The organism is Ruegeria sp. CL7 (assembly GCF_056536445.1).
This window is the reverse complement of sequence record NZ_JBQFPQ010000011.1, coordinates 24853-38149: the sequence shown is the minus strand read 5'-3', so window position 1 is coordinate 38149 and position 13297 is coordinate 24853. Positions and strand designations below refer to the sequence as shown.

11 protein-coding genes are annotated in these 13297 nt (G+C 56.7%); 2 read left to right on the top strand and 9 right to left on the bottom strand.

Going from position 1 to position 13297, the window contains the following annotated elements; translation table 11 throughout:
- Nucleotides 1–95 precede the first annotated feature (95 nt).
- Nucleotides 96–1580, top strand: coding sequence for an NAD(P)/FAD-dependent oxidoreductase (locus ACR0LI_RS18995; protein ID WP_480719030.1), 1485 nt, complete (start codon nucleotides 96–98; stop codon nucleotides 1578–1580).
- Nucleotides 1581–1634: 54 nt separating this feature from the next.
- Here ACR0LI_RS18995 and ACR0LI_RS18990 read toward each other — a convergent pair.
- The 5 genes from ACR0LI_RS18990 to ACR0LI_RS18970 all read right to left on the bottom strand — a co-directional run bounded on the left by ACR0LI_RS18990 (nucleotide 1635) and on the right by ACR0LI_RS18970 (nucleotide 7440).
- A protein-coding gene (locus ACR0LI_RS18990) for an IS630 family transposase (protein ID WP_480489274.1) occupies nucleotides 1635–2593 on the bottom strand; the annotation gives its coding sequence in 2 pieces (ribosomal slippage) (nucleotides 1635–2249 and nucleotides 2252–2593; 957 coding nt in all).
- 273 nt (nucleotides 2594–2866) lie between these two features.
- Nucleotides 2867–3889: an IS110 family RNA-guided transposase gene (locus ACR0LI_RS18985; RefSeq protein ID WP_480719029.1), complete on the bottom strand. Its 1023-nt coding sequence runs from the start codon at nucleotides 3887–3889 to the stop codon at nucleotides 2867–2869.
- 130 nt (nucleotides 3890–4019) lie between these two features.
- Entirely contained in the window at nucleotides 4020–5045 is a 1026-nt protein-coding gene (locus ACR0LI_RS18980; RefSeq protein ID WP_480719028.1) for a glycosyltransferase family 2 protein, read from the bottom strand.
- The gene (locus tag ACR0LI_RS18975; RefSeq protein ID WP_480719027.1) at nucleotides 5042–6529 is read right to left on the bottom strand and encodes a hypothetical protein; all 1488 of its coding nucleotides are present in this window, start codon (nucleotides 6527–6529) and stop codon (nucleotides 5042–5044) included. Before ACR0LI_RS18975 ends, ACR0LI_RS18980 begins: the two co-directional genes overlap by 4 nt.
- 200 nt (nucleotides 6530–6729) lie before the next feature.
- Nucleotides 6730–7440, bottom strand: coding sequence for a methyltransferase domain-containing protein (locus ACR0LI_RS18970; protein ID WP_170347013.1), 711 nt, complete (start codon nucleotides 7438–7440; stop codon nucleotides 6730–6732).
- Between the two features lie 632 nt (nucleotides 7441–8072).
- On the opposite strand from ACR0LI_RS18970, the gene ACR0LI_RS18965 reads away from it, so the two are divergent.
- Entirely contained in the window at nucleotides 8073–8639 is a 567-nt protein-coding gene (locus ACR0LI_RS18965) for a VPLPA-CTERM sorting domain-containing protein (RefSeq protein ID WP_170347011.1), read from the top strand.
- Between the two features lie 59 nt (nucleotides 8640–8698).
- Here ACR0LI_RS18965 and ACR0LI_RS18960 read toward each other — a convergent pair whose 3' ends face one another.
- Genes ACR0LI_RS18960 through ACR0LI_RS18945 form a run of 4 tightly spaced genes read right to left on the bottom strand, consistent with a single transcriptional unit; the run spans nucleotide 8699 to nucleotide 12820 of the window.
- On the bottom strand, nucleotides 8699–9583 hold the full coding sequence (locus ACR0LI_RS18960; protein WP_480719026.1) for a glycosyltransferase family 2 protein: 885 nt from the start codon (nucleotides 9581–9583) through the stop codon (nucleotides 8699–8701).
- Nucleotides 9564–10391 (bottom strand): CpsD/CapB family tyrosine-protein kinase, encoded by an 828-nt coding sequence (locus tag ACR0LI_RS18955; protein ID WP_480719025.1) that lies wholly within the window; start codon nucleotides 10389–10391, stop codon nucleotides 9564–9566. The genes ACR0LI_RS18960 and ACR0LI_RS18955 overlap by 20 nt, the downstream gene beginning before the upstream one ends.
- 31 nt (nucleotides 10392–10422) lie before the next feature.
- Nucleotides 10423–11961 carry a GumC family protein gene (locus tag ACR0LI_RS18950; RefSeq protein ID WP_480719024.1) on the bottom strand — a complete coding sequence of 513 codons (1539 nt, stop codon included), beginning with the start codon at nucleotides 11959–11961 and terminating at the stop codon, nucleotides 10423–10425.
- 1 nt (nucleotide 11962) lies between these two features.
- Entirely contained in the window at nucleotides 11963–12820 is an 858-nt protein-coding gene (locus ACR0LI_RS18945) for an ExeA family protein (RefSeq protein ID WP_171120590.1), read from the bottom strand.
- Between the last annotated feature and the right edge of the window lie 477 nt (nucleotides 12821–13297).

Sequence of the window (13297 nt, the reverse complement as noted above, 5' to 3'; positions counted from 1 at the left end):
AGGAGCCCCGTTTCGGGAACTGACAGGATTTTGTTGTGAATCTCGGATAACCTCTTGTAGCTTTAGGTCAGTGTTTTGGTATGGGTGTTAGTCATTTGAAAAAAGATATTGTTCCCGTTGTCGTCATTGGTGGTGGTCCAGCAGGGCTGACAGCAGCCTATGAACTTCAGAAACTGAGCGACACACATGTTCCCCGGGTGTTCGAAGCCTCGGACATGGTTGGTGGCATCTCGCGAACCGAAACGCACAAAGGGTATCGCTTCGACATTGGCGGGCATCGGTTTTTCACCAAGGTGCGCGAAGTCGAGGATATGTGGCACGAGGTGATGGGGGATGATTTCATCACCGTGCAACGCCTGAGCCGCATCTTCTATCGCAACAAATTCTACGATTACCCGCTGCGTATCTTCAACGCCCTTGGCAATATCGGCCCCTACGAGACCTACAAGATCATCGGCAGCTTCATCAAATGGAAGCTGCGGCCGAAGCCGCAGGAAGACACGTTCGAAGAATGGGTAATCAACCGTTTTGGCGGACGGCTCTACATGCATTTCTTCCACAGCTACACCAAGAAGGTCTGGGGTATTCCACCGTCCGAAATCCGCGCCGACTGGGCCGCGCAGCGGATCAAGAACCTGTCCCTGCCCAAGGCGGTCTGGAATGCGATTTCGGGGGCCAATGACACCGCCAGCCTGATCGAGGAATTCCAGTATCCACGCCTGGGCCCCGGCATGATGTGGGAAAAGACCCGTGACCTGATCCGGGAAAAGGGGGGCTCGGTCGAAACCCATTCCGAAGTGATCCAGGTGAACCGTGATGGCAATCGCGTCACCTCGATCGATGTGCGCCACTGGACTGAAGATGGCGAAAAACACACCGAGCGGGTGGAGGGTGAAGAGTTCGTCAATTCGATGGCCGTTCGTGATCTGATCCATGCTTTTGATCCGCCGCCACCGCCCGAGGTCGTCGAGGCGGCAGACCGTCTGCGGTATCGTGATTTCCTGATCGTGACCCTGATCCTGGATCACGCGGATCCGTTCCCGGACAACTGGATCTACATCCACAGCCCGCAGGTGAAGGTGGGTCGCATCCAGAATTTCCGCGCCTGGTCCGCGGAAATGCTGCCCGATCAGAACACTGCCTCGATCGGGATGGAATATTTCTGTCAGAAGGGTGACGGGTTGTGGTCCTCAAGTGACGAGGATCTCAGGCATCTTGCCAGTGAAGAGCTTGAAAAGCTTGGTCTGGCCAAGGCCAGTGATGTCATCGATCACGCAGTTATCCGGCAGCCCAAGGCTTATCCGGTCTATGACAGCGAATACAAGGACGCCCTGGACACGGTCAGCGACTGGCTGAAGACGCTGGAAAACTTCCAGACCGTGGGTCGCAATGGATTGCACCGCTACAACAACCAGGATCATTCCATGCTGTCGGCGATGTACGCCGCGCGCAATATTCTGGGCGAGGATCATGACGTCTGGGATGTCAATGTTGAGCGGTCCTATCACGAAGAGTTTGAAGCCACACGTAATCAGAAGGTGTCACCGGGTAAGAGTCTTCGTAAAAGCACTGCGCTGTGAAGCTGTAGTTCCGGTCGTTTATCGTGTTGTACGGTCAGCTAAAGCACTCGACCTTTAACCTGAGGCATATCCGGCAGCCTTGAAGTAGTTCCAACACTCTTCGGGTGAGAAGAGGTCACAGATTTCCGTGAGAGCGTGGAACATGTCGGTGAATGTTCGCGCCCCGATCCTGCGCAGGTGCGCTTTGAGTTTCGAAAACGCCATCTCGATGGGGTTGAGATCGGGGCTGTAGGGCGGCAGGAACAGGAACCAGCATCCGGCGTTGCGCATGGCTTTGGCAGCGGCGGCATTCTTGTGCGTGGCAAGGTTGTCCAGAATGACAACGGTGCCTGGCTCCAGTTCCGGTACCAGCACCTGCTCGACGTAGGCCGCAAAAGCTTCGCCATCCATTGCGCCCTTGATGACCCAAGGTGCAATCAGCGCGTCGGCGCTGAGGCCTGCGATGAAGGTCTGTGTGCCCCATGACCCAAAGGGCGCATCCATGACCAGCCGCTCGCCTCTCTGAGACCAGCCACGCTGGCGGGTCAGATTGGTTTTGACAGAGGTCTCGTCAATAAAGACAACGTGATCCGGTCGGGCCGACACGGCTGGCAGGCGGTGTTTGAACCAATGGTCGCGCTGCTTTCTTACCCTTGCGCGGCGTCGCTCCGTCGCGACCAATGTCTTTTTTTGTACGTGAAGCCCAGCTTACGAAGGAACCGGCCAATTGCATCGGGGTGCGCCTGAACGCCAGTCGCATCCGCCAGCGCACCGGCCAGTTCGGGCATGGTCATATCGCCGTCCTGGTCAATCAGTTCGATCAGAAAGGTGCGATGCGGATCAAGCTTACCCTTGCCGCGCGGACGACCCTGAAGCGCAGCTCTGGCTTGTCCAGTTCGTCGGATCGCAAGACCCCAACGTGCCCCGGTGGCAGGCGAGAGCTTCAAGCGCAACGCCGCCGCGCGACCACTTAACCCTTCTTCAACCAACTTCTGAAACCGAGCCCGCAGCGCATTCGGTAAAGGTGCTGACATGATCCATCCTCCCAAAGAGGATGAACGTATGGCCCGCCCGGTCTGCAAGTTGTTTTTGGATCAAGCTCTGCGCAGTCTGCATCAACGTATCCGGTCTCAGGGTCTTGCCCTGGCCAAGATGGGGTTCGCGCGCCGGCATCCTCATAATCACAACGGTCTGTCACGACCATTCACTTTCTCCAGGTTTTGCCGCCGCCGCTCAACTGTCAGGCCATCTCCTCTCAACCACTCGCAGGCAGGGTCGCCGGCTTCGTTCGCCGGTTGCCCGTCTTGTCAGGCTGCCAACACGCGCTGGTAGCCTTGTTCCTTCCTGAGCAGAGCCCAGATCGTTCGCGCAAGCTTTGCTGCCAGTGCCACCACGACCACATTTTTATGGGCACGGGCCGATAGATCACGGAGCCAAGCCCCCAGTTGCGATGGTTCATGGACCAATCTGTGCAACACCGAACGCGCACCATGGATCAGTGTGCTACGCAAGTATCTGTTGCCGCGCTTTGAGATACCCAAGAGCTTCTGCCGACCGCCTGTCGAGGCCTGCCTTGGGGTGAGCCCAAGCCATGCCGCCAGATCGCGACCACGTCCAAAAGCTTCAGCATTGCCAACTGCTGCGACAAAGGCGGTCGCGTTGATGGCGCCAATGCCCGGTATGCTCATCAGGCGCTGCGCCGCAACGTCCTCTCGAGCCATTGTCGCGAACTCCTTGTCAAAGGCAGATATCTGCTCGTCCAGAGATCGCCATTGTGCGCGCATGTCTTCGATCAGCCTTCGAATACGAGGTGAAAGATCAGGGTGCTCTTCATCGGCAAAGACAGACAGCTCCGCTTCGAGTTTCTTGCGGCTCTGGGCGACCGTGATGCCGCGCTCCAGCAAAAGAGAGCGCAGGTTGTTGATCAGAGCTGTACGTTCCGACACCAGCCGAGACCGCGCGCGATGCAGAGATTGAACATCGGACTGTTGCTGGGTCTTGATCCGGACGAACCGCATCGTGGGCCGCGTCGCCGCTTCAGCAATCGCCTCCGCGTCGCGGTCATCGTTCTTCTGCGCCTTCACATAGGGCTTGACGTATTCCGGCGACATGAGCCGAACATCAAAACCGGAGCCACAAAACACACGTCCTAAGTGATGCGCGCCACAGCACGCCTCCATTGCGACGACACATCGATCGAGGCCCAGGACAAACGCGACGAGGCCTGCGCGCCGAAGACGCTTTCGCATGACAACCGTACCGGCCGCGTCCAAACCCACAAGACTGCAAACCGTCTTGCCCAAATCAATCCCAAGAGTAACAATCGACATTGGTCCGCTCCTTTCCTTTTTGACCAAGGCGACCATACCGAAGGCCGCCGCCGAAAAGGGCGGGCCATCCCATAATCACAAATCAGCGCTTTTGGGAATCCCTCACGATTCAGGTTTTGCGTCGGACGCTTTAGCTGCGCTTGACGCGCAGTTTCTGCTTTTGCCCCAGCATGTGATATTCGAACAGGCACCAGACATAGATGGTGGCCGAATAGACGTAATAGACCTGATGGTAGAGCAGACATTTGAACGCAAACCACGGCCCGCCATGCCCGGACATGGCGCGCACCAGATCCAGATTGGCGACAAAGGCCGCGGCCAGTAACACAAAAGGCAAAGGCCAGCTTCCCGGCCAGAACGGCAGGGCCAGAAGCGACAGCAGCAACAGCCCGGCAATTGCGGCCCGTGCACGTTCAGCCATCGAGGTGTTCAGGTCATCGGTCAACCCCTCACGCGAGATCATCAGCCGGGCCCAGGGCAGGGCACGGCAGAAGATATCCGTGCTCAGGCTGTTGCGGATGGTCCAGACCTTCAGGTGTTTGCCCTGCAAAAGCGGCTCGACCAGGATACGGCGACCGGTGGCCGCTATCCGGTAGCCCAGTTCGATATCTTCGATCGAAGGCACCTCATAGGTTTTGACATCGAACCCACCGACTTCAAGAAACAGGTCGCGCCGGATGGCGCCACATCCGGCCCAGAAGGTGCGCGCCTCGCGGCGGGCGCGTTGATGGTGATAGCGGTGCAGAAGGTTCTTGTAGCGTGAAAACCAGGCCTGCCCATCCGGGGCGTCATCATAGGATCCGAACACGGCGCCCACATTGTCTTCGGACATCGCCCGGCGAATATGGTCAGGCCCGTCCGGCCAGGCGATGACATCGGAATCCACGAACCACAGGATATCGCCCGTGGCCTGCTGGGCGGCCAGGTTGCGGGCAGCCCCTGGCCCGCCATTGACGGGCGTGGTCAACACGGTTGCGCCCATTTCCCGTGCCAGCGCCGCGGTGCCGTCGGGGGATTGGTCATCCACCACCAGAACCTGCTGCACCTGACCGGTATTCAGCATTTCAATCAATGGCGGCAAAACGCGCGGCAGCAGATGTTCGGCATTGTAGGCCGGCATGACCACGCTGATGGAAAGGGGGTGATCTGAACTCACGAAGGATCTCCGGCAATGATACGCGAAGCGCCTGAGCGCTGAACAAGGAAAAGAAATGCCGCTGTAAAGGGCAACAACCACATCACGCGCGCGCCGTAACGATCCGCGGGTTGTGATACTCCTCCGCAGACCAGAGCGTTGACCGCTATTCCGATCAGGATGAACAGCGCAAACAGCTTCATGTCACGCGACACACTACCCGGCCGCAGCAGAATGAAAACGATAAAGGCAAAAGAGACGGCATAGGTCACGCCGTGCACGATATCGGCCGTTTCTATCCAGCCCCTGTCCTGAGACAATGAACCGCCTTGGAACATATCGGGCCGGATATCTTCCATTCTGGCCAACCAGCGGGCGTTTTCCAGCTCCACATCTGTTGGGATCGTCATGGCAATGCTATAGCGCAATACCTGCTGATAGCCGTTCCGGGCCAGTGCCAACGAGGTGGAAAGAGGCCGGGACAGGAAAACCGCCTTGGCGAATTCCCGTTGGGACAGGGCAACCCGTTTCTGATCTTCGGGTGACATGAGCCGGAATGAACCTAGGTTGGGGGAGCGTTCGAAAATGATATGGGAGGGTGTCAGCCTGTAGGGATCATCTGACCACGACAGCGCTTCGTGTAGTGCGCAGGTGGGCACTTCGGCATTCGGGCAGACCTCGTCCAGATAATCCATGCCCGGCCCGTCAACGATGAGCCGCGCAGTGATATGCGGCGTATAGACGACCTCTTTGTTGGTGGCGATTTCCACGGTGACCTGAAAGGCCTTGCGCTCGGCCAGTGCCAGCGCCAGAACCATCATCATCAAGATTGTCGCGCGCCAGCGCCGTGGTCTTTTCCCCCAGAGCGCGGCCAAAGCGACAAAAGGTATCATTAACGCCGCAACCGCCAGATGAGACGGGTGCAGAAGGGCGCTGAACAGGGCCAGACTGGATACCAAAAACAGTTCCCAGGTTTGCATCATCCGCCCAAAGGCCGTCAGTGAGGCAATCACGATCAGCAGCACCGGTGCAAAAATATCCGGCATCATATAGGCGACATAAAACGGCAATGAAGTGCTGGCTGCCACCAGCAAAGGCACTGCGGTCATGATGGTTGTGTTTGGCGCCCCGCCCGGCGACCGGCCAGCGGTTCGCGCCAGCATCCAGACGGCCAGCAGCGTAGCAACCAGATGCAATACCGGAAGGACGGACAGGGCATCGATCCGAACAAGCGCAGCCATGATGAGGCCATAGATCAGTGACCGTGATCCGGTTGCGGTGTTATCCTCATCGGCGGTGTGGGTTACACCTGCCGCAACGCTGTCAGCTGTCGGCGGAAGGAAACTGCTCAAGGCCACATTTCCCTGCCGGATGTAACTGCCGGTATCGAAGTAATAAAGCGGCCCGCCATTGATCATGAGAACGGACAGGCAAACCAGCAGCGCCGCGATCAACAGGAGGAAAGCCCCGACCGTCCAAGATGGCTTATCCGAAAGAGCCGACACGGTCATATCCGTTCTGCGACCAGCTTCGCCACAAGTACGGTGTGCTGAAAGCAAGCAACTATTGCATTTAGCCCGTCTTCCAGTGCCATTTCACAAGGATCAAAATCAGGCGCGTTCATCAGCGTCCTCGGCAGCCTCCATCAATCGGGCCATAAGCGGCGTTATCCCACTCCGGTCTCTGCCGGCATGGCGTTAAGCAATCATTTGATAGCAAGAAAACCTTCAAAACAAATATACTTCTGAATACTCATCACATCCTTGAAACCGGCCCGGCCCAGCAGATCCAGATTGCCCTGAGTGGAAAACGGCTCCAGCACGCTTTTCAGGCTGCGCGCCTTTTCGACGATTTCCTCGCTTGAGAATCCGTTGCCGATTTTGAATTCGTTGTAGAGCTGGGTCACAAGATCCTGAAACCGCGCATCCGGCCCCCGGACCTTTTCGAACATGACAAACGCACCGCCCCAGTTCAGGGTGTTGTAGATTTTGGTGAACAGTTCCTGCCGGTACCGGGGCGGGATGAACTGCATTGTATAATAGCTGACGATCATGTCCGCCTTTTCCATCTCCATATGACGGGCATCGTCATGAAGAATGGAAATGTTCGGGACATCCGCGCAATGAGCTTCGGCGACTTTCACCATTTCAGGTTCGACATCGATGCCGATCCAGCGTGCGTCAGGCTTTCCCGCATTATGTTCTGCCAGCTTGCGGATCAACTCTCCGGTTGATGTGCCGATTTCATAGCAGAGACTGTCATTGCGGACGAAGAAATCGGAAACCTGACAGATCAGGCCGTGACCCATTTCATAAAGAGGAACAGACAATTTGATGTGGTCTACAAACGTATCGGGAACACTGCCCCCAAAGGTCCAGTTCGCATTCTCAGCGGCTATGTTCTGGCCAACGCCCATGCGCAATGTCTCCTCGCTAAATAGGCAGGCACAATGGACAAACGGCTAAACAAGGGCTTCCGATTGAAAATGCGTGCCTGAACTTGGTACAATAACAATCCAAAGCTACACGAAACTTTCGGACCGTCGAAGAAGAAATATGGCGGAACCCGGGTTTGTGGCCTTTTTCCCTTCTGTCGCGATCCGCAGGGCCCTTGTCGCGGGCCGAAAGTGGACAGTGCGCTGAAATGATTTGTATTGTTTCTTGCCTTGTGCGGCACGGGGGCGCCCGTCATGCGAAAAGACGTGCCGGCGGCATTTCATGACAGAGTGATCGGGCGTGGTTCTGCATTGCCTGAACCGGTTCGGATTATGCTTGGTGCAATGTGAAAACGCTTGGAATCGCCGGAAAGTCGGCATGTTCTCCAGACGCAGATTCGCCTTATTCGGGTGATTCTGGTTCACGATAGGGAAACAAACTGTAACTCAGGTATCCATTGTGCTGAGCAATGGGCCCTTGCGACAAAAAAAAGCCACAATTCCGAGGAAAATCCTTCGCAATCAAATAGAAATGAATTATTAATAATTGCAGTAGGTGCCCTGCCGAGATTTCGAGCGGGTTGTGTGTATAAAAATCAAAGGTGGGACTTTGTATGTTTAGAACTTTTAAAATGATGGCGGCGGGGCTTGCTACTGCTGTGATGATGGCCGGATCGGCCAGCGCTCTGACTTCGGTGTCAGCGGGTGGTGGTCCTCTTCCGGGGGGTGGATATGACATCACCTCCGACACGCTCTTCTCCGGTACCGTTTCCACGATGGGTGGACCCGGGGCTTACATGATCAACTTCCAGTCGCCGATTGATCCTCTTTTTGGTGTTGCGAACGCTTCGATCACCATCAATCTGCTGAGCACGTTCACAGGTCTGACGGTGAGCTGGGTCGACGCCTTGAATCCGGCCAACGTGCTGGCATCGACGTCGGTTCTGGGTGGTGTTCAGACGACACTCAGCACGCTGTTCAGCAGCGTCAGCCCGAACACCTTGAGCCAGAATTTGGTGTTTAGCTGGGCCAACTCTCAAGGGGCGACCGATGCCAATGGCAATCCGGTGCCGGTTACGTTTGATTTCGACGTCGCACCAGTTCCGCTGCCCGCCGGTGGTCTGCTGCTTCTGACCGCGCTTGGTGGTCTGGCTCTGACGCGTCGCCGCAGGGCCGCCTGAGCGACACACAAACCTGACAAACAGGACAAGGGGCCGTTTCGCGGTCCCTTTTCTTTTGATCAGATGTCGCCACCTGCTGCCTGGCGCAACATCCAGATCATCCGCTGACATCTGAGCCGGAACAACGTGATGACCGCCCGACTGGTTTCGCCCGCCGAGGCCAGCTTGTCGCTGGTAAGGATTTTCGGGGTATGCACAATTGCACTGGCCGGCATGGCCAATCCACGGATCGCCCACCGCATGCGGGCGGCGGCGTTGGTGCCATGCAGCAGATATGCCTCTTGGGTCGTGCGCCGCCACTTGGCCTTGAGCGCGGGCCAGTTCTGCCGGGATGGATGGCTGACACGAAAGTCGTCCCGGTAGATCAGGCTATACCCGCGCGCGACCGCGCGCATGGTCCATTCCCGATCTTCCGAGACACCGTTGATGAACCCGCCGATCGCATCGAACACATCGCGCCGGGTCAGCAGGTTGCCGGCGCCGGAAAACCCTTGAACCTCGATATACCTGCGGAAGTTGAATGCAAAAACGGCCTCGAACGCTTCTGCGCCGCTGCGCGGGGGCGGGGTTTCGTCAAAGACATCTACCCGGCCACCAATCAGATCGGCCTGATCCGCGACCTGACGCCCGACGCTCAACCAGTCCGGCGCGGGTACGCAATCGGCATCGATGAAAAACAGCCGGGGCGCTCTGGTTTCTGCAACCCCGCGATTGCGGGCATGGGCCGCGCCCTTTTGGGTTTCCACCACGAAACGCACCTCGGGAAAGGCCTGGCGCATCGTGTCCAGCGACACCGGAGAGTTATTGTCAACGACAACGATTTCGGTCGCCGTCAGATCGTTCTCTCTCAGGGCAAGAAGACATCGTTCCAGCCGGGGCAAATCGTTGTAATGGGGAATGATCACCGCATCGGCCGGAGCCGTATCAGTAGGATCCGTACTCATTGCCAAACGTCCCGCTGATGTATCGGCATTTGTTCAGCACGATCCCCATGACGCTGGTCAGTTCCGCCAGTTGCTGTTCGGAAACGTCGATATGGTCGATGCTGGTTTCTTCGGCCGCAGCCAGAAGCAGGGCACAATCGACATTCCTGAGAAAGCCGTGGCTGTCATCGCTCATCATCAGGGGGGGCGTGTCGAACAGAATGACGTCGGGTTTGTAATCCGCCTCGAGCTGTTCGAGAAATTCGATCGCCCGTCGGCTTTGCAAGATTTCCGCCGGGTTGCGCGTGGGCGTGTAATTCAGCCCGAAAATCACGTTCTTGCCATACCGCAGCGCATGTTCGTGAAACGGCACCGATCCCTGAATGACGTCGGCCATGCTGTGGTTGCCGGTTTGCTTCAGAATCTCGGCCAGCCCCCTGCGCCGCATGTCGAAATCGATCACGATCGTCCGCAGATCTTCCTGCCGCCCCAGGCTGAACGCCAGGTTGGCCGTCGTCGTGCTTTTGCCGCACCCGCTGTACGGGGAGGTCAATGCCACCCTGCGCCATTTGTTGGACAAGATCTGCTGCAGCATCTTGGTCCGCAACATGTCGTAGGGGGTGGCGTCCGCGCCGCCAGCCAGAGATGCAAGCCGGTTGCGCACTGCGAGCTTTGGGTCGATCTGTATCTCGGGCACGCTTTGCCACCGGGCGTCACGAGTGTCTTCTGACGGGGCGTGACGGGGCGGTTGTTCCATGACCGGCGGCGGGCTTTCGCGGCTCTGCCGTTCCTCGCGCGCCTTTTGAATCGCTTTCTGAAGACGGTCCATCACACATTCACCAAATCAATCGAAACAATACTCACCAGTATGTCTCCAGTTTATCCATCACTCTCTCGGTAATAAGATCGAGGGGCAGGTAATAGGTATGCACCGCCCAGACCCCGGCTGGCACTCCGATTAGAATGGCCAGTATGATCCCACCCCATACCGCGCGCTGCATCAACACTTCACCGCGTGATGGAGCATAGGGAATCGTGGCGATCGGCCAGACCTCAAGCTTGTTGATCAGGTCTTCGGGCCGACGCACGGACCGATTCAGGACCTCCAGCAAAACCACCAGCCCCAGCCCCAGCAGGATACCAAAGGCCGATCCCCCTCCGGCAATCATCAGGCGGTTGGGTTTCGAAGGCTCGCTTGGCGTAGAGGGATGCTCAATGACGGAAATACGTTGCCCTTGGGACGTGACCTCAATCCGTTCCCCGGTTGAAGCATCGGCCAGGCGACTGATCGCGACGTTGTACTGGTTCTGAATATTGTCGTGTTCGCGTTGCAGTTCTGCAAGCGTGATGGCGTTGGCCGGGGTCTGGTCAATCGTCAGGGTCAGCGCGTCGAGCCTGTCCTGAAGCACCCGGCGCTGATCTTCGAGCGCTGCAATCTGCGAGTCGATCTGCGCCAGTTGCAGGTCAAGGGATGAATTTCCCGTCTGGTTAGATGGCGCCGGGGCGTTTGCTTGTTCGGCAGCTACAACTTTCTCAAGCTTTTCAATCCTGGCGCGCAGCAGTTTGATCTGCGGGCTGTTCTCGGAATAGACCACAAGCTGATTGTCGAGCTGTGACTGCAGCTGACTTAACTGCTGTTGTGCCGGGGTCTGGTTTTGTTGCGGAGGCCCGACAACCTGCCCTGTCGAACTGAAGATATTCATGAGATTTTCCCGCTGTGACTTAAGGGAAAAAATCTGCTGATCCGTCTGTTCAAGATTGGTCTGCAATGCCCCCTGCTGCGCCAGCCTGAACTGCAGACTGTCGGGGAGCGCATCGGAATTATCATTCTTGAACTCGAGAATGCGGGCGCTGCGTCTGCTTAGCTCGTTGCTCAGGCGGTCAACTTCCAGCTGGAAAAAGGCCAGCGTGTCGGTCGCGCGCTCCTTGCGATACGAGACGTCCAGCTTTTGGATTTCCGTCAGATACGCGTTCAACACACCAGCTGCGATCGGACCGGTTCGCGCCTCGAAACTGATTGTCATCAGATTGGCCTGATTGAGACCGCTGGAAATCCAGATCGAGGTGTTCTTGCGCATGGCTTTGACAACCTGATCGGGGCTTGCTTCATCCTGGTCGGGCAGAACCTGAAACTCGCGCGCGATTTCCAGAAGGATCGGACGGGTCAGCAGGCGCTGTTCGATGATCTGAAGCTGTTCCGCTGCAGGTGTCGTGACGGTGCTGGCAGCCAAATTGCCCGGAATCTGAGGCGATTCAACAATAAGGCGCATCGTCGAGACATACGTGGCGGGCAATGCTCTAGCGACAATGAATGACGCTACAGACACGATCAGGGCGACGATCAGGAAATACGGAAACCGCCTCAGGAAAATGGAAAAGTAATAGCGAACCGGGCCCATATCAGACTGTCAGCTCCTTCTCGAGTGAGTTTCCGCCAAAGAACACGCCATCTTTGACCACTTGCTCCACAACCTCTTCATCCACCTTCTCGGCCTCATTCGTCCAGGCATAAAGCAGGGCAAAGTCGCAGAACTGATTTACAAGTCGCGGAACACCGCGCGTTTGTGTGAAAATCTGCTTGCAGGCCTCTTCGGTGAACTCATCGCCTGAACCGCCAGCCGTTTTCATCCTATGTCTGATATAGGCTTTGACCGAAGACTCATCCATCCGTTCAAGATGAAAACTTGCGGCAACGCGCTGTGTCAGCTGGCGCATCTTGGGATCAAGAACCATGTCGCGCAATTCAGGCTGACCAACCAGAACAAGCTGGATCAGCTCATCCGTATTCGAGTTGATATTGGTCAGCATCCGGATTTCTTCCAACCCTTCGACGGTCAGGTTCTGCGCTTCGTCAAAGATCAGAACCACCCGCCGGCCCTCGGCATATTCCGCGACCAGGAAATCCTGCAGTGCCCGGAATATCTGTACATAGCTTGCATCCGCCTCGATCGGCAGACCCAGCGCGTGCAGGACCCATTGCAGCAGCTCTCCGCGACCGCCCTGCGCATTCGAGATCAGCCCAACCGTGATCGACTGCTCCATCTCGCTGAGGAGATGCTGTATCAGGGTGGTTTTCCCGGCCCCGATTTCCCCGGTCAGCACGGTGATGGGCGCACAACTCATGATGCCGAATTGCAGGACCGAGTAACCGCGCTTGTGCAGCGGCGACCAGTACATGAATCCGGGATCCGGAAGCAGCGTGAAGGGCCGTCGGTCAAGCCCGAAATAATCTAGATAAAACCCGTCGCTGGACGCCATTGCACCTCGGTTGCCTTCTGCCTTGTCAAACCTCGTACTGGCCCCCCGGAGATTATCCAAACTCATGCTCTGAACCACCAGAAATCCCTTACACAAAGAACACATCACATAAACAAAAAGTACTTGGGTACTAGTTTGTCACAAAATCAAGATAGCAGGCACCACTAAACTGCACACGCGGTGAATTGACCTTTCCGCTTTCTCAATCTGAGGTGATCGGCGCGATTGTTTCCGTTGCGCCCTTATTGAGTTGACCGAGAAAGAGGCAATCAGAACCTGCTGTGATCACACATTAAAAGAGATTCTAGGGGCGGGAATCAAACCTAAAGAGCTAAATTCTTGCCCATTGTGTCCCGCAGGGAAACGAAAGTTCATGAATTTGCGGCCGATCAATTGGTCGCAGCTTCATGATACCGTAAAAAAGCACCTGCATTCAGCGACCAGAGAACACGTTCGCCAGCATTAATGTTTTGCAAG